Origin of the sequence: Blastococcus sp. HT6-4, from assembly GCF_039679125.1 — a bacterium.
Classification (GTDB): Bacteria; Actinomycetota; Actinomycetes; order Mycobacteriales; family Geodermatophilaceae; genus Blastococcus; species Blastococcus montanus.
The window spans coordinates 4,165,491-4,181,694 of record NZ_CP155551.1 but is presented as its reverse complement, the minus strand read 5'-3'; the positions used below and the strand labels follow the sequence as shown (position 1 = coordinate 4,181,694).

The following is a 16,204-nucleotide window of genomic DNA, read 5'->3' as shown; positions in this document are numbered from 1 at the left end:
GCGACGAGGAGTGGTGGGATGAACGGCGGGACGACGTCCCCCGTCCCCGACCCGGGTAGCCGGGCCTCCGGCCTCGGCGACCGGCGGCCGGCCCGCGGTTTCGGGGCGGCGCTGGGCTGGACCGTCCTGGGCGCCCTGGTCCCCGGCACGGCGTTCCTCGCGGCGGGTCGCCGGCGGCTGGGTGCGGTCGTGCTCGCCGTGTTCCTGGTGCTCGTCGCCGGTGCTGTCTGGCTGGCCACCGGCGGGCGCCGCTTCGCCGCCCGCACGGCGGTGGACACCGACGTGCTCCTCTGGATCGGTATCGGCGGCGCCGTGCTGGCGCTGCTGTGGGCGGCCGTGGTCGTCGCCGGTTACCGCATGCTGGTGCCGCCGGGCACCTCGCGGGGCCGGCACATGGTCGGCGCGCTGGTGGTCGCCGTCCTCGTCGCGGGGATCGCCGTCCCGGCGGCCTTCGTCGGGCAGCTGGTCACCACGTCCCGCGACCTGATCGACGGGGTGTTCGCCGACGACGTGGAGTCCGCGACCGTGGACGTCGACGACGACGACCCGGACCCTTTCGCGGACCAGGAGCGGGTCAACGTCCTGCTGCTCGGCGGCGACGGCGGGGAGGGCCGGGAGGGCGTGCGCACCGACACCGTGATGGTGGCCAGCATCGACACCGACACCGGCGACACGGTGCTGCTCAGCCTGCCGCGCAACCTGCAGGACCTGCCGTTCCCCGAGGACAGCCCCCTGGCCGAGGTCTACCCCGACGGCTTCTGGGCCGGGAGCGAGAGCGAGAGCCTGCTCAACGCCGTCTACCGCAACGGCCCGGCCTGGTACCCCGACGTCATCGGCCCCACGGCCAACCCGGGTGCGGACTTCCTGAAGCTGGGCGTCGGGGAGGCGCTGGGCCTGGACATCGACTACTACGTGCTGGTCAACCTCGAGGGCTTCAGCCAGCTGGTCGACGCGCTGGGCGGCATCACCGTCGACGTGAACAACTGGGTCCCCATCGGCGGTGAGCCGACGCTGGGCATCCTCCCCGACGACTACATCGCGCCGGGCCCGGACCAGCACATGGGCGGCGAGCGCGCGCTGGACTTCACCCGCGGCCGGTTCGGCCTCAGCGACTACGACCGGATGGCCCGGCAGCGCTGCGCGATCAACGCGATCGTCGAGGCCGCCGACCCCGTGACGCTCCTGCAGCGCTACCAGCGGCTGGCGCGGACGACCGAGGACATCGTCCGGACCGACATCCCGCGGTCGGTGCTCGACGACTTCGTCGACCTCGCGTTCCTCGTGCAGGACGCCGACATCCGCAGCGTCGTGTTCGACACCGACGTGATCGACCCCGCCTATCCCGACTACGACCGGATCCGCACGCTGGTCGACGAGGCGCTGGACCCGGCCCCGCCGGCACCCGACGAGGCGCCCGCCCCGGCACCCGACGAGGCGCCCGCCCCGGCACCCGACGAGGCGCCCGATGCGGCGCCGGACCCGTCGGCCGACCTGGCCGACGCCTGCGCCTACGACCCCGAGCGGGCGGAGCAGGCGCTGGCCGAGGGCGAGCCGCCGACCCGGCGGGGCTGAGCGGTCAGTTCGTGGCGGCGATCTGCAGCAGGTTGCCGCAGGTGTCGTCGAGCACGGCGGTGGTCACGGGTCCCATGGCCGCCGGCGGCTGGGTGAACGCGACCCCCAGGGCGGTCAGCCGGTCGTACTCGGCCTGCACGTCGGCCACCGTGAACGAGTTGTACGGGATGCCGTCGGCGACCAGCCCCGTCTTGTAGGCCTGTGCGACCGGGTGCTCGTCGGGCTCGAGGAGCAGCTCCACGCCGTCGGGCTGCTCGGGCGAGACGACGGTGAGCCAGCGGTGCTCGCCGAGCGGGACGTCGTTCTTCTTCGTGAAGCCGAGGACGTCGGTGTAGAAGCGCAGCGCCTTCTCCTGGTCGTCGACGAACACGCTGGTCAGGGTGATCCGCACGGTGCCCTCCTCAGGGGTCGATCCGCCACCGCTCGGTGACGGCCTTCAGGGGGGTGGTGTCCAGGTGGTGGAACTTGTAGCGCCCCTCGCGGCGGGTGCACACCAGGCCCGCGGCCTCGAGCACGCCCAGGTGCTGGGAGACGGCCTGGCGCGAGCAGCTGACGCCGTGCCGGGTGACCAGCCGGTTGATCAGCTCGAACAACGTCTGGCCGTCGCGCTCCTGGAGCACGTCGAGGATCGCGCGCCGGGTGGGGTCCGCGAGGGCTCTGAACACGTCGCCCACGCCCGGACAATAGGCAAGCGGCTGCTTGCATGACAAGCCCATCGGCCACGGCCCCGCGTCGGCGCGGAGGCGGGGGCGGAGAATGACCGCGTGTCTGCCGCCGTCGTCCGCTCCGTCACCTCCGTCGACGACCCGCTCCGGGCCGAGCTGCTCCGCTGCTGGACCGACGTCACCAACGCCGGCGGCGCCGTCGGGTTCGTGCCCCCGGTCACCGAGGACGACGTCGCCCCGCTGCTCGACAAGCTGCTGGAGGGCGTCCACTCCGGCCGGGACGTGCTCGCCCTGCTCGAGGTGGACGGTGCGACGGCGGGCTTCGCCAGCGTCGTCGGGTCGCTGAGCCCGCTGCGCCGCCACTGGGGCACCGTGCTGCGGGTGCAGGTGCACCCCTCCCGCCAGGGCCAGGGGCTCGGCCGGGTGCTGATGGACGGGGTGCACCGGATCGCCCGGGAGCGCGGGTGGGAGTTCCTCCACCTGACCACCCGCGGGGGTACGGGCGTCGACGGGTTCTACCGGGGACTGGGTTACCGGGAGGTCGGCCGTCTGCCCGGGGCGATCCGGGTGGCCCCCGGCGACGACCGCGACGAGATCGTCATGTCCTGCCCGCTCTGAGCCGGGCCCGGGCACCGGTACGCGGTCCGGAGGCCCCTCACACCTGGACGGGGACCTCGCCCTTGGCCGCCATGCGGGCCCGCATCCGCTCGCGGCTCTCCACGAACTTCGAGGCCTGGGCGTCCAGGCCGGTGAGGAACCCGGCCAGCTGCTCGCGGGCCTGCTCGCCCTCGGGCCCGAGGTCGGTGCGCTCGAAGACCTTCCAGGTGCGCAGGATCGGGCTGACCACCTCGTCGTGGTGCAGCCGCAGGTCGTAGATGCCCGCCTTGGCGATGATCGTGGAGTTCTTCCGGAAGTTCGCCATGTTCGCGCCCGGCATCTCGAAGTTCATGACCTCGGTGGCCACGGCCTTCATCGTCTCGTCCGGGTCGATGTCGAACGCCGCGGTGACGAGGTTGCGGTAGAAGATCATGTGCAGGTTCTCGTCGGTGGCGATGCGGGCCAGCAGCTTGTCCGCGACCGGGTCGCCGGTGGCCTTCCCGGTGTTGCGGTGGGAGACCCGCGTGGCCAGCTCCTGGAACGAGACGTAGGCGACGGCCTCGAGCGGGGTCTTGTCACCGGAGTCGTAGCCGGTGGTCATGTAGTCCATCCGGGCCCGCTCGAGCTCGACCGGGTCGACCCCGCGGGTGACGACGAGGTAGTCGCGCAGCGCGACGCCGTGCCGGCCCTCCTCCGCCGTCCAGCGGCCCACCCACTGGCCCCAGGCGCCGTCCCGGCCGAACCGGGTGGCGATCTCGCGGTGGTAGCTGGGCAGGTTGTCCTCGGTCAGCAGGTTCACGAACATCGCGGCCTTGGCCGTGGCGTCGAGCCGGGACTGCTCGGGCGACCAGTCCTCGCCGCCCAGGAAGGCGAAGTTGCGCCCTTCGTCCCACGGGACGTAGTCGTGCGGGTGCCACTCCTTCGCCATCCGGATGTGCCGGTCGAGGTTCTCCGCGACCACGGGCTCGAGCTCCGTCAGCACTGCGGCCTGCGGGGACGTCTGGGGCATGGGGACCTCCGGGTCGACTCGACCTGCGTCGTCGCAACCTACGCCGACGGAACCTTCGGTCGTGCTCGTACGGGAGTTCCCCGTCCGGCCTGCCGCTACCCCTCGATCACGTCGACACGGCGTGCCGCCGCCGCTCGCCGCGCGGGCCGGTTTGGCAGGGTGGGGGCATGACCGACCCGTCCCCCGGCGCTCCCGTCTCCCGCAACGCCCGCCGCGAGCGCCTGGTCGGACTGCTCGTCCTCGGCGTCGCCTTCGTGCTCCTCGTGTCGTCACCGACCTGGTTCGCCGCCGACCAGGCGGGCGTGGGGATCGGCCAGCTCGTGGTCGCCGCCGTCCTCGCGGTCGTCGGCGCCCTTCTGGTCCGACGGGCCGGCCGGGACTGAGCGCCGGGGCCGCCGCGGAGGGGCCGACCGGCCCCGGCGCGCCTCCTCGGCGAGCTGCCGCATCGCGGTGACCGACGCCGGCTCGCTCATCCGCTGGGCTCCGACAGCGGTGCCTCGGCGACGACCGCGCCGCGGGCGTCCAGGATCCGCACCCGGTCGGCCGCCGGTGGGCCCAGTGGGCCCACCCCGGCGCCGTCCACCAGCGGCACCGTGGCGTGCAGGATGCCGTCCGCGAGGAGGACCTCGGCCAGGGCGCCGGACTCCGGCCCGCTGATCGTGATCGAGTTCGCCGTGGGCACGGCGAACACCTGCTCCAGGAGCGGGGTGCCGGCCGCGGCCAGCGTGACGCGGAACGAGTCCTCCTGCGCCATGTCGAAGGAGTCCGTCCAGTAGTCGACGAGCGCGGCGCCCGTCGCGCCCGAGGGGAAGGTCAGGCCGACCAGGAGGGTCCGGTCCTCCGAGCCGCCACCCACGGGGCCGGCCGCGAGCAGGGTCGGGCGGAGGTCGCGGAGCGGCAGCCCGTACCGCCCGGCGAGCTGCCGCGCCGCCTCCTGCAGGACGAACTCGTGGGCGAGCCCGCGCAGCCCGCGGGGGTCGGCGACCTCCACCGGCTCGTTCCAGGCCCTGTCCAGGCCCTCCCCGGTGGTGGTCTGCGGGTAGAGGGGCCGGCTCTGGCCGGGCCGGGACATCTCCACGGAGAGGCCGGTCGGCCAGTCGGCGGAGTCGCCGAGCGCCAGTGCGCCGGCGCCCTCCTCCATCAGCACCGATTCCCAGCGGTCGACGACGTCGGCCGAGGCCGTCACCGTCCGGCCGGTCAGCATCCGGGCCTCGTCCCCGGGCGCGCCGACGACCACCAGCACGCGCTGCGCGGGCGACCCGTAGGGGGCGGCGAACAGCGCCGTGGGGTCCAGTTCGGAGCCTGGCCCGGGGAAGCCGACCGGGACCATCTCGCCCGGCACGGCGTCACCGGGACCGGTGAACCAGGTCTGGACCAGGCCCTCCTGTCCGGTCCGGCCGAGGACTTCCTGCTCGGCCCGGCCGAGGACGAGCGCCACCCGCCCACCGGCCACCTCCCCAGCCCAGGCGACCCGGCGGGTGTCGACCGGTGGATCGGGCAGCTCGACGCCCGGCGGCAGCTGGGCGGCCAGCTCCGGGGGGATCCAGTCGAGTTCCCGGACCCCGGCCAGCCACTCCTCGTCCCCGGCGAACGAGCCGCGCGTCGGCAGGTCGTAGAGGGAGCGCGCCGGGTCCTGGGTCGGGCTGCTCGGCACCGCGACCTCGCCGCCCCGGTCGCCGCTCAGCAGGCCGGAGGTCGCGACGGGCACCCCGACGACGAGCGCCAGGGCCACCAGGCCGCCGGCGGCGATCGCCGTCCGGGACCGTCGCTGGGCGCGGTAGCGCGCACGGGTGCGTTCGGCCAGGTCGGCCGGGGGAGGCGCGAGGACGTCGGCGCGATAGCGCAGGTCGCGCAGGCCGGCTTCCAGCTCGCTGTCGGAGATCGTCACGTCAGCACTCCTCGAAGACGGCGGCGGGGACGGCGGCGCCGAGGACGGCGCGCAGCCGGGCGAGGCCCCGGACGGTCTGGCTCCGCACGGTGTGGACCGAGCACCGGAGCAGTTCGGCGGTGGCCGCCTCGCTGAGGTCCTCGGCGTAGCGGAGGACGAGCACCGCCCGCATGCGGGGCGGCAGGGTCGCGAGCGCCTCGGCCAGCCGCTCGCGCTCGGCGACGGCATCGGTCCCGTCAGGGGTGGCCGGGTCGTGGGCCGGCAGCGACACGATCTCCTGGGTGCTGCGCAAGCGCCACCAGCTCGCGGCGCTGGTGACGAGCACCCGGCGCACGTACGGGAACGGGTCGCCGGAGATCCGGCCCCAGCGGCGGTAGGCCTTCACGAGCGCGGTCTGCAGCAGGTCCTCCGCGTGACCGCGGTCCCTCGTCAGCAGCACGGCGGTGCGCAGCAGCTCCCCCGACCGTGCCGCCACGAAGGCCTCGAAGGCGTCGTCGTCCGTTCGTCCCACCGGGCCTCCCCCCGTCGTCACTGTCTAGGACGGCCGAGGGGTGGGCGGATGAACGCCGCCGTGACCGGATCGTGATCTGAGCGGTTCCGCTCGGGCGTCGTTGCGGCCCGTGGTGATCCGCACCACACTCACGACGACGCCCGACGGGCGGCGGACGGAGGACCGGTGAAGCTGGACAAGGACGAACTGGTGCGGGTGCTGCGCACCGAGGGGGACAACGACACGGCCGATCAGGTCGAGGGGCGCCTTCCTGACGAGATCGACACCGACCGGGACGGCGACGCGCTGGCGGAGATGGGCCTGGACCGGACGCAGCTGATGGCCAAGCTGGCCGGCGGCGGGTTCGGGACGACGCTCAGCCCTTGAGGGCGCCCAGCCCCTGAGAGCGCCGAGCCCCTGAGCCGGAGACGGCGGTGGCCCGGAACCGCGAGCGGTTCCGGGCCACCGGTCGTGCGGGGCTCGCTCAGCCGGAGAAGGGGCGCTCCCGGGCCAGCTCCTCCTTGGCCACGCCGCGGATGTGCACCGCGTCCGGGCCGTCGACGATCCGCAGCGTGCGCGCGCTGGCGTAGAACCGGGCGAGCACCGTGTCGTTGCTGACGCCGGCGCCGCCATGCACCTGGATCGCGCGGTCGATGACGTCGAGCGCGACCTTGGGGGCGGCGACCTTGATCGCCGAGATCTCCGTGCGGGCGCCCTTGGCCCCGTACTTGTCGATCAGGTCGGCGGTCTTCAGCACGTAGAGGCGGGCCTGGTCGATCTCGATCCGCGAGAGGGCGATGGCCTCCCGCACGGTGCCCTGGTCGGCCAGCGGGCGGCCGAAGGCGACGCGGTTCTTGCTGCGCTCGACCATCAGCGCCAGCGCACGCTCGGCCATGCCGATGGCGCGCATGCAGTGGTGGATGCGGCCGGGGCCGAGCCGGGCCTGGGCGATCATGAAGCCGTCGCCCTCGCCGGAGAGGATGTTGCCGACCGGCACGCGGACGTCGGTGAACCGCAGCTCGGAGTGGCCGTGCTGGTCCTGGTACCCGAACACGGGCAGGTGCCGGATGATCTCCAGCCCCGGGGTGTCGCGGGGGACGAGGACCATCGACTGCTGGCGGTGCGGCGGGCCGTCGGGGTCGGTCTTGCCCATCACGATGAAGATCTGGCAGCGCGGGTCGGCAGCGCCGGAGGTCCACCACTTGCGGCCGTTGATCACGTACTCGTCGCCGTCGCGCACGATCGAGGTCTGGATGTTGCGGGCGTCGGAGCTGGCGACGTCGGGCTCGGTCATGGCGAAGCCCGAGCGGATCTCGCCCTCGAGGAGCGGGTTGAGCCAGCGCTCCTTGTGCTCCGGCGTCCCGAAGAGCATGAGCGTCTCCATGTTGCCGGTGTCCGGGGCGCCGACGTTCATCGACTCCGGCGCGATGACCGGCGACCAGCCGGTGATCTCGGCGACCGAGGCGTACTCGAGGTTGGAGAGCCCGCCGACCTCGTGGTGGAAGAGGTTCCACAGGCCGCGCTTGCGCGCCTCGGCCTTGAGCTCCTCCAGCACGGGCGGGTGCTCGTGGTTGTCATGGCCGCGCTCGGCGCGCCAGGCGTCGTACACCGGCTCGGCGGGGAACACGTGCTCGCGCATGAAGTCCCACGCGCGGGCGCAGACGTCCTCGGCCTTGGCGGAGAGAGCGAAGTCCATGCCCGGCAACGTAGCGCCGGACGTGACCGCCGTCGCACCGGGGGTGCCCCAGGCCCCCGGACGCGGCAGAGCCGGGCCCTCCCGCCCCCGGGGGACGGCAGGGCCCGGCTCTGCCGGGTGACCGCTCGGCGGCCGGTGCTGCCGGTGTCAGGCGCGCGTACGCCCCTCGACGGCGTTGCGCACCGGGCCCAGCGCGATCGCGAGACCGGCCAGGGCGCTGACCAGGTGCAGCCAGTTGTCCGCCCAGTTGATGCTGAGGAAGTTCAGCGGCTCCTCCTCGCCGGCGGCGAACAGGCCGTAGATGAACGCGGCGCCGTAGCCGATGGCGAGCAGCCAGCCGTACGTGCGGGCTCCCCTCAGGGTCCGGAACAGGGCCAGGCCCGCCACCCCGATGACGATGTGCACGATGTTGTGCAACGGGTTGATGGAGAACCCGAGCAGGGTCTCGTCGGTGTGCGCCGCGAAGTCGTCGAATCCGGTGATGAAGAACCCGATGACGCCGATCAGCGTGTAGATGGCCCCGATGGCCAGGGCCAGCATCTGCGGCCAGGTCATGCCCCGGTCCGCGCCGGTGTTGCCGGATGTTGCAGACATCGTGTCCTCCCATGGGTCGTGAGACCTGCCAGGTTCTTGACAGGTGGCTGCCAGGAGCCCGGTACCCGGGGCAGGGGAGGACTAACGGCGATGGCCGGTCCGGACGCCCGGCGGCCCCGAACCGATACCCGGCCGTGACCTGCCCGCTCAGTCCCGCCCGGTGCGGGACGTCGCCCTCGGCCGGCGGACGACGAACGGGCCGATCGCGAGCAGGTCGACCGGGGCGGAGCCGAAGCACTCCAGGGCATCGCGCGGGTCGTCGACCATCGGGCGGCCCGCGGTGTTCAGGCTGGTGTTGACCACCACCGGCAGGCCGGTGCGCCGCTCGAACCCCGAGATCATGCGGTGCACCAGCGGTTCGGTCGCGGGGTCGATGGTCTGGATCCGGGCCGTGCCGTCGACGTGGGTGACCGTGGGGATGCGGTCGCGCCACTCCTCGGCGACGTCGTGGACGAACAGCATGTACGGCGAGGGGATCGGCCCGCGGCTGAAGATCTCCGGGGCGCGCTCCAGCAGCACCATCGGCGCGACGGGGCGGAACTGCTCGCGGCCCTTGACGTCGTTCATCCGTTCCAGGTTGGCCTCGAAGCCGGGGTGGGCGAGCAGCGAGCGGTGGCCCAGCGCACGCGGGCCGTACTCGCTGCGGCCCTGGAACCACGCGACGATCCCGTTGTCGGCGAGCACTTCGGCGACGGCCTCGGCGACGTCGTCGGGGCGCTCGTAGACGATCGCCGCCGTCTGCAGCACCTTCTCGATCTCGTCGTCGCCCCAGCCGCGGCCCAGGTCGGCCCCGGCCATCGGCTCGGTGCGCTCGCTCAGCTCGGCGGCGACGTGCAGCGCCGCGCCGAGCGCGGTGCCGGCGTCACCGGCGGCCGGCTGCACCCACACCTGCTCGAACGGGCTCTCGGCCAGGATGCGGGTGTTGGCCACGCAGTTGAGCGCGGTGCCGCCGGCCATCGTGAGCGTCTTCTCGCCGGTCTGCTCGTGCACCCAGCGGGCGAGGTCGACCAGCACCTCCTCCAGGCGCGTCTGGACGCTGGCGGCGAGGTCGGCGTGGGCCTCGGTCCAGTCGTCGCCCTTGCCGAGGCGGGGCGCGAACTCGGCGAAGTCGATGGTCTCGGTGCGGAAGCCGCCGTCGTCGGTGGCCCGGATGAGCTCGGTGAGCTCGCCGAGGAAGCGCGGCTTCCCGTAGGAGGCCATCGCCATGACCTTGAACTCGTCGGAGCTGCGCAGGAACCCGAGGTGGTCGGTGAGCTCCTCGTACATCAGCCCGAGCGAGTGGGGGAGCGCCTGCCCGGCGAGCACCTCCAGCTGTCCGTCGACGTAGCGGCCGGCGAGGTGGCTGTGCGCCTCCCCGCGGCCGTCCAGCACGAGGACGGCGTTGTCCCGCTGCGGCGCGGCCTTGCCCGCGGAGGCGGCGTGGGCCACGTGGTGCTTGACGAAGCGGACCTTCGCCGGGTCCAGCCCGGGCAGGGCGTGGGCCAGGAAGTCCGGCGCCATCTCGGCGTACTTCCTGCGCATGGTGTCGCCGTCGTCGAACAGACCGGACTCCTCCGGCGTGCCCATCAGCGCCGGGTCGAAGGAGTAGGCGACGGCGTCGAGCTCCTCGGGGCGGATGCCGGCCTCGGCCAGGCACCAGGCGGCCGACAGCTCCGGCAGCTCCCACGCGCTCCACGGCAGCGGGCGCTTGCCGTGCTTCCGCCGGCTGAACCGCTCCTCTTCCGCCGCCGCGACGATCCTCCCGTCGACGACGAGCGCCGCCGCCGGGTCGTGGTAGATCGCGTTGATGCCGAGGACCTTCACGCGCGCACTCCTCCTCCTGGGTCCTTGCCCGTCTGCTCCGGGCACCGACCCGTCGTTCCCTCGATGATCATGAGCCTGCCCACGCCGTCCCGCAGGTCGAGGACGGCGGCCGTCAGCGGCGGTGGAGCAGGTCGTGCTCCAGCACGGCGGCCACGGCGAGCGTCTTGTAGCCGACCTCGTCGAACAGCACGGTGATCCGGTCGTCCTCCACCCGCATCACCACCCCGGCGCCCCACTCGCTGTGCGACACCGGCGTCTCCACCGGGAAGGGCGTGCCCGCGTCGTCGTCGGTGTGCTCGCGGGCGGTGCCGGCGGAGCAGGTGTCGCAGTTGCCGCAGGGCTGGTCGAGCTGCTCACCGAAGTAGCCGAGGAGGAACTGCCGGCGGCACTCGGTGGTCTCGGCGTAGCCGCGCATCATCTCCACCCGGCTCTGGTCCACCTTCTCGTGGTGCTCCGCGAGCTCGCGCGCCGCGGCGGCCGCCGCCCCTGGGGCGGGGGCGCCCTCGGCCGGGTGGGCGGCGCCGTCCTCGTCCAGGACGACGGCGGACACCTGCTCGAGCAGGTTGAGGTCCCTGGCCAGGGGAGTGGCGGCGCGGCCCGTCTCCGCGCGCAGCGTCTTCACGTCGACGCCGTCCTCGAGGCCCGCCGCCGGCGCGGCGGCCACCAACCCGGCCACCTGCTGCAGCTCCTCCTCGGCCGGGGCGCCGGCGGCGAAGAAGCGGCGCAGCCCGAGGTCCTCCTGGCGGTAGACCAGGACGGCCAGCGCGGGCTCACCGTCCCGGCCGGCCCGCCCGATCTCCTGGTAGTAGCTGTCGACCGAGTCGGCGGGCTCGGCGTGGACCACGAACCGGGTGCCGGGCTTGTCGATGCCCATGCCGAACGCGGTGGTGGCGACGACGACGTCGAGCTCGTCGGCCATCCAGGCGCGCTGGGTCTCCTCGCGGTCGGACTTGGTCAGCCCCGCGTGGTAGTGCCGGGCGCGCAACCCGCGGTCGGCCAGCGCGGTGGCGATCTCCTCGGTGCCCCGGCGGGTGGCGCCGTAGACGATCCCGGGCCCCCGGCCGTCGCCGATCTCGGCGAGCACCCGGTCGAGCACGCCCTGGTCCTTCGCGTGCGCGTCGGCGTACTGGTCGACCTCCAGCCGGATCTCGGGACGGTCGAACCCGGCCACGACCACCTCGGGGTCGCGCATCCCGAGCTGATCGACGATCTCGGCCCGCACCGGCGGCGCGGCGGTGGCGGTGAGGGCCAGGACGGTCGGGTGGCCCAGCTGCTCGATGACGCCGCCCAGCCGCAGGTAGTCGGGCCGGAAGTCGTGGCCCCAGGCGGAGACGCAGTGCGCCTCGTCGACGACGAACAGCGCCGGATCCGCCGCGGCGATCGTGTCCACCACCTCCGGCTTGGCCAGCTGCTCGGGCGCGAGGAACAGGAAGCGGACCGTTCCGTCCCCGATGCCGTCCAGCGCCTCCCGCTGGTCGCCGGCCGACAGGCTCGAGTTGAGCTGGGCGGCGCGCCCCGCCTCGCCGGGCAACTCGGTCAGCCGGTCGACCTGGTCGCGCTGCAGCGCGATGAGCGGCGAGACGACGACGACCGGCCCGTCGAGCAGCTGCCCGGCGACCTGGTAGACCGCCGTCTTCCCGGCTCCCGACGGGAGGACGGCGAGCGTGTCCCGCCCTCCGACGACGGCCTGCATCGCGCGCTCCTGGCCGGGGCGGAACTCCGCGTGGCCCAGGACGTCGCGGGCGAACTCGCGGATGCGGCGGGTGCGGACGGAGGCGCTGGCGCCGGCGGGGTTGTCCCGCTCCAGGGAGGGAGGCACCGGCTGCCTCTCCCCTGCGGCGGTCCGCGGCAAACCGTGCCCTGGCCCACGTCACGTTCCCGCGGGAACGCCGACGCAGCGGCTCGGTGGTCCCGGTGGTCGGGGCGGCCCCTCGATCGCTGTGGTGGCGGGAAAGGAAGGGCGTCAGCGAAGGGACGATCGCCGGGGCGCGACGTCGGCTCGCTCGGCCGCGGCCCGGCCGGCGTGCCACCCGCCCGCGTCCACCGAGGACCGGTCGCGGCTGCGCCGGACCCCGGGGAACAGCTCCGCCGTCCGGGCCGCCACCGCCTCCTGCCGCGACCGCAGCACCGGGAGCAGATCCAGGCCCCGCTCCTCCTCCGCCTCGGCGGTCGCCCCCCGGCGTGCCGCGGCCAGCCGCTCGCCGATGCGGTGGGCGTAGCCGAGCAGGAACGCGCGGCGGAACGACCGCGCCGCGCCGCGACCCTGCTGCCGTTCCGCTTCGGCCAGCGCCTGCACGACCTGGAGCAGCAACGACGTGAACAGCAGCTCCACCGCGTCGAGGTCCGACCGGAGGCCGACGAGGGTGGCGATGCCGAGGCCCTGATACCAGACGAGCTGCACGTCGTTCGCCTCCGCGACGGCGCCCAGCAGCCGGGTCTTGGCGCGCGCATAGGGATCGGTGACGTGCACCCGCCGGGTGTCGACGTCGACGGCAGCCGGCGAGCCGCCGCCGAGCAGCGCCGCCTCCACCGCGTGCCGGGTCATGAGCTCCTGCGCCTTGGCCGTCAGCGCCTCCGCCTCGTCGGGGAATCCCGTCGACTCCGCCTTTGCCAGCAGCGCGCGGATGCGCCGCAACGCCCGGTCGTCGTCGGTCGCGCCCGACCGATCGGCGCGTCGCGGGGCTGCGCTCCACCGCGACGGCGGCGGCACGAGGAGCTCGATCCGCGCGGTGGTGCGCAGCATCCCGGTCAGCTGCAGCACGATCCGCCACGCCTCGGCCGGTGCCCGCCGAGAGGCCCGGTGCCAGGCCAGGACGACCGTGGTGGTGCCACCTGCGTCCCCGGCCGCGGCCCCGCCATCACGTGCTCCGAGCTCGTGCAGCTGCTCCACCCAGTCCTCGGGCGCCCGGGAGGCCGCATCCGTGCGGCGCGCGTGGTCGGCGACCAGGGCGACGAGCAGTGGCACCGCTCCCGCGCCCACCTGCCGCCGGACGGCATGGGCGACATCGGCCGGCTGCCATCCCCGCTCCCAGGTGGCGTCGAGTGCGTCGCCCAGCGTCCGCGTGAGCAGGCCACCCTCGTCGAGGGCGAACCCGTGCGCGCTGAGCGTGGCCGCCACCTCGGCGGCGACTCGGGCGTCGCTGAGCGCCGGAGCCCGGTGCCGGAGCAGGTTCGCGAGCCAGGCGTCGTCGATCACGATCGGCATGCTGCCCGCCCGGGCCGACGCCCGGAGCCGGTGGCCTGTGGAGGAGGCGCGCCGTCCACAGGCGCGGCTAGGGTCTTGCGGTGCCCGTCACCACCGCATCGACCAGGCGGCGGCGGGCCGGCACCCTGGCGGCGGTCGGCGTCGCCCTGCTGGTGCTGGCCGGCGGCTGGTGGATGCGGGCCCGCTGCCTGCCCGGTGGCTGGTCCGGCGGTGAGCAGTTCTACGGCTACTGCTACTCCGACGTGGCCCCGCTGTGGTCCCGCCGGGGGCTGGACGAGGGGGCGGGGCCCTACGGGGACGAGCCGCTGGAGTACCCGCCGGTGCTCGCCGTCCGGATCTGGCTGGCCGCCGTCCTCGCGCACGTGCTGCCGGGCGCCCCCACCACCATGACGTTCGCCGCGACCAACGGCCTGTTCGTGGTGGTCGAGGTCCTGGTGGCGCTGGTGCTGCTGCGTCGGCTGGGCCTGGGGCCGGGGCGGCTGCTGTGGTGGGCCGCCGCACCCACGCTGCTCCTCTACGCCTTCTTCAACTGGGACACGCTGCCGGTGGCGCTGCTGCTCGGGGCGGTCCTGCTCCACGTGCGGGGGCGGCACACCGCCTCGGGCGTCCTCGCGGGCCTCGGCGCCGCCGCCAAGGTGTTCCCGGGCTTCCTCGTTCCCCTGGTCGTGCTGGCTCTCCTGGCGCGGCGCCGGCCCGGTGCCGCGCTCCTGCACGGCGGCGCCGCGGCGCTGGTGTTCGTGGCGGTGCACGTGCCGGCCTACCTGCTCGCGCCCGACGGCTGGGACCGCTTCTACGAGCTGAGCAGCAGTCGGGGCGCGCACGTCGACAGCCTCTGGTTCCTCCTCGCCCGGCTGGGTGGTCCGAACCTGGATCCGGCGGCGCTGAGCCTCGCCAGCCTGCTCGTGTTCGGGTTGGCTGCCACCGCGGTCGTCGTCCTCGGGGTGCGCCGGCGCCGCCCCGAGGACTGGTGGCAGCTGCTGCTGCCGGTGCTCGTCTGCTTCATCCTGGCCAACAAGGTCTACTCGCCGCAGTACACGCTGTGGCTGGTGCCGCTCATGGCCCTGGTCCTGCGTCGCGCCGCGCCGTTCGTCGCCGTGGTGCTCAGCGACGTCCTGGTGCACGCCGTCGAGTTCCCCTACCTCGGCGGCCGCGCGGGCTTCGGCGAGGGGCTGCCGTACCCGGTGCTGGCCGTGGCCGTCGTCCTCCGTGCCCTCGCGCTGGTGTGGGTCGTCGTCGAGGTGGTGCGCCGGCCGGCCGGCTCACCGCCAGGACGGCAGCCAGTACCGCAGGTCGAGGGCGTCCCGGTCCAGCGGGATCCCTAGCCAGATGGGCGCGAAGAACGCGAAGCAGGCCACGGCGAGGACGAGCAGCCCGCCCCCGAGCAGGCGGGGGCGGGGGCTGACCTGCACGGCCCGGACCAGGCCCAGGGCGATGAAGGGCACCGCCGGGAGCAGGTAGAAGAAGTAGCCGGGCTTGCCGGCGGCCAGCCACGGCAGCCAGAGCAGCACCAGCGGCACCAGGATCGTCGCGGCGACGCCGTCCCGACGGACCGCCGCCCGCCAGAGGAGCACCGGGTAGGCCAGCAGGGCCGGCCACCAGAGCGCCGGGCTGCCGACCAGGGTGATCCGCGCGACAGTCCCGGGCGGGACCTCGCACTCCCCGGCCTCCTGCTGGGACGTCGTGCAGCTCTCGGCGTAGGCGAGCACCGGCCGTTCCAGCCAGGGCCAGCCCAGGGGGTCCGAGCGGTAGGGGTGCGTCGCCTCCAGGTTGCGGTGCATGTCGACCAGGTCGACGTGCATCTCCCACCAGGTCTCGAGCCGGTCGCCGGGCCCGGAGCCGCAGTCCCCGGCGTCGCAGGCGCGTTCGGCGGCGTAGCTGTCCGCGTAGTTCGCGAACCAGCCGGCGTGGGCGGCGACGTAGACGGCGGCGGGCAGCAGCAGGAGGCTCAGGACGGCCCCGGCGGTGACGGCGGCCGCCCGCTGGGCGCCGCGGCGGAGCCCCTCGCGGCGGGAGCACAGCTCCGTGCCCAGGATCAGCAGACCGGCGGCGGCGATGGCCAGCAGGCCGGACCACTTGGTGGCGACCGCCAGCCCGAGAGCGACCCCGGCCAGCCAGCGGTAGCGGGACCCGAGGAACGAGCGCCGCAGGGACTCCCCGCCCCCGCGGCCGTGCCGCCGGGCGTCCCGGTCCAGCAGGACCAGCCAGAAGGCGGCGACCACGAACAGGGCGAGCACCGCGTCGAGCATGGCGATGCGGCTGGTGGTCACCGCGAGCCCGTCCAGGGCCACCAGGAGCGCCGCGAGGGCGGCCGGTGCGGTGCGGCGGAACAGCCGCAGGCCGCACAGGTGGACGAGGAGCACCGTCAGGGACCCGGCCACGGCCACACCGATGCGCCAGCCGAACGGCGTGTAGCCGAACAGCTGGATGCCGAGCGCGATGACCCACTTGCCCATCGGTGGATGGGCCGGCCGGCCCTCCTCGACGCCGCGGGTCACGTAGTCGTACGCGTCGACCCCGTAGTACTTCTCGTCGAAGTACAGCCGGTCGGGGTCGCCGAGGTCCCACAGCCGCACGGCTGCGGCCACGCAGAGCAACGCGAGGGGGACCACCCAGGCCGACAACGGGCGGCGCCCGGAGGCGCCGCCCGCTGTGTGCTGCTCCGCCGGTGCGACGGCGGTGCTCACC

At 74.2% G+C, this 16,204-nt stretch carries 16 protein-coding genes; 5 read left to right on the top strand and 11 right to left on the bottom strand.

Features of this window, described 5'->3' with window-relative positions; genetic code table 11:
- The first annotated feature begins 18 nt into the window (after positions 1–18).
- Positions 19–1,572 (top strand): LCP family protein, encoded by a 1,554-nt coding sequence (locus tag ABDB74_RS20115; protein ID WP_346620672.1) that lies wholly within the window; start codon positions 19–21, stop codon positions 1,570–1,572.
- Positions 1,573–1,576: 4 nt separating this feature from the next.
- Here the strand turns inward: ABDB74_RS20115 and ABDB74_RS20110 are convergent, their stop codons facing one another.
- Positions 1,577–1,963: a VOC family protein gene (locus ABDB74_RS20110; protein ID WP_346620670.1), complete on the bottom strand. Its 387-nt coding sequence runs from the start codon at positions 1,961–1,963 to the stop codon at positions 1,577–1,579.
- 10 nt (positions 1,964–1,973) lie between these two features.
- Positions 1,974–2,246 (bottom strand): metalloregulator ArsR/SmtB family transcription factor, encoded by a 273-nt coding sequence (locus ABDB74_RS20105; protein WP_346620669.1) that lies wholly within the window; start codon positions 2,244–2,246, stop codon positions 1,974–1,976.
- Between the two features lie 90 nt (positions 2,247–2,336).
- Here ABDB74_RS20105 and ABDB74_RS20100 point away from each other — a divergent pair, with 90 nt between their 5' ends.
- A complete protein-coding gene (locus ABDB74_RS20100) occupies positions 2,337–2,855 on the top strand; it encodes a GNAT family N-acetyltransferase (RefSeq protein ID WP_346620668.1) in 519 nt (172 codons plus the stop codon).
- A 37-nt stretch (positions 2,856–2,892) separates the two neighbouring features.
- Here the strand turns inward: ABDB74_RS20100 and ABDB74_RS20095 are convergent, their stop codons facing one another.
- A complete protein-coding gene (locus tag ABDB74_RS20095; protein WP_346620667.1) occupies positions 2,893–3,843 on the bottom strand; it encodes an acyl-ACP desaturase in 951 nt (316 codons plus the stop codon).
- Between the two features lie 167 nt (positions 3,844–4,010).
- On the opposite strand from ABDB74_RS20095, the gene ABDB74_RS20090 reads away from it, so the two are divergent.
- Positions 4,011–4,226 (top strand): hypothetical protein, encoded by a 216-nt coding sequence (locus tag ABDB74_RS20090; RefSeq protein ID WP_346620666.1) that lies wholly within the window; start codon positions 4,011–4,013, stop codon positions 4,224–4,226.
- 86 nt (positions 4,227–4,312) lie between these two features.
- Here ABDB74_RS20090 and ABDB74_RS20085 read toward each other — a convergent pair whose 3' ends face one another.
- Together ABDB74_RS20085 and ABDB74_RS20080 are read right to left on the bottom strand one after the other, a co-directional pair.
- Positions 4,313–5,731, bottom strand: a complete 1,419-nt coding sequence (locus ABDB74_RS20085; protein WP_346620665.1) for a hypothetical protein — start codon at positions 5,729–5,731, stop codon at positions 4,313–4,315.
- A 1-nt stretch (position 5,732) separates the two neighbouring features.
- Complete coding sequence (locus ABDB74_RS20080; RefSeq protein WP_346620663.1) at positions 5,733–6,242, bottom strand: SigE family RNA polymerase sigma factor; 510 nt, start codon at positions 6,240–6,242, stop codon at positions 5,733–5,735.
- A gap of 165 nt (positions 6,243–6,407) precedes the next feature.
- Between ABDB74_RS20080 and ABDB74_RS20075 the strand changes: the two genes are divergently transcribed.
- Positions 6,408–6,608, top strand: a complete 201-nt coding sequence (locus tag ABDB74_RS20075; protein WP_346620662.1) for a hypothetical protein — start codon at positions 6,408–6,410, stop codon at positions 6,606–6,608.
- 97 nt (positions 6,609–6,705) lie between these two features.
- On the opposite strand, the gene ABDB74_RS20070 is transcribed toward ABDB74_RS20075, so the two are convergent.
- The 5 genes from ABDB74_RS20070 to ABDB74_RS20050 all read right to left on the bottom strand — a co-directional run bounded on the left by ABDB74_RS20070 (position 6,706) and on the right by ABDB74_RS20050 (position 13,510).
- Positions 6,706–7,917, bottom strand: a complete 1,212-nt coding sequence (locus ABDB74_RS20070) for an acyl-CoA dehydrogenase family protein (RefSeq protein WP_346620660.1) — start codon at positions 7,915–7,917, stop codon at positions 6,706–6,708.
- A 147-nt stretch (positions 7,918–8,064) separates the two neighbouring features.
- Entirely contained in the window at positions 8,065–8,511 is a 447-nt protein-coding gene (locus tag ABDB74_RS20065; protein ID WP_346620658.1) for a DUF4383 domain-containing protein, read from the bottom strand.
- 147 nt (positions 8,512–8,658) lie between these two features.
- The gene (locus ABDB74_RS20060) at positions 8,659–10,314 is read right to left on the bottom strand and encodes a carbamoyltransferase C-terminal domain-containing protein (protein WP_346620656.1); all 1,656 of its coding nucleotides are present in this window, start codon (positions 10,312–10,314) and stop codon (positions 8,659–8,661) included.
- Between the two features lie 112 nt (positions 10,315–10,426).
- Positions 10,427–12,133: an ATP-dependent DNA helicase RecQ gene (locus ABDB74_RS20055; RefSeq protein WP_346620654.1), complete on the bottom strand. Its 1,707-nt coding sequence runs from the start codon at positions 12,131–12,133 to the stop codon at positions 10,427–10,429.
- Positions 12,134–12,277: 144 nt separating this feature from the next.
- On the bottom strand, positions 12,278–13,510 hold the full coding sequence (locus ABDB74_RS20050; protein ID WP_346620652.1) for a DUF2786 domain-containing protein: 1,233 nt from the start codon (positions 13,508–13,510) through the stop codon (positions 12,278–12,280).
- Positions 13,511–13,599: 89 nt separating this feature from the next.
- Between ABDB74_RS20050 and ABDB74_RS20045 the strand changes: the two genes are divergently transcribed.
- On the top strand, positions 13,600–14,841 hold the full coding sequence (locus ABDB74_RS20045; protein WP_346620651.1) for a glycosyltransferase 87 family protein: 1,242 nt from the start codon (positions 13,600–13,602) through the stop codon (positions 14,839–14,841).
- Here the strand turns inward: ABDB74_RS20045 and ABDB74_RS20040 are convergent.
- Positions 14,779–16,203 (bottom strand): phospholipid carrier-dependent glycosyltransferase, encoded by a 1,425-nt coding sequence (locus tag ABDB74_RS20040; RefSeq protein ID WP_346620649.1) that lies wholly within the window; start codon positions 16,201–16,203, stop codon positions 14,779–14,781. The genes ABDB74_RS20045 and ABDB74_RS20040 overlap by 63 nt on opposite strands.
- Between the last annotated feature and the right edge of the window lies 1 nt (position 16,204).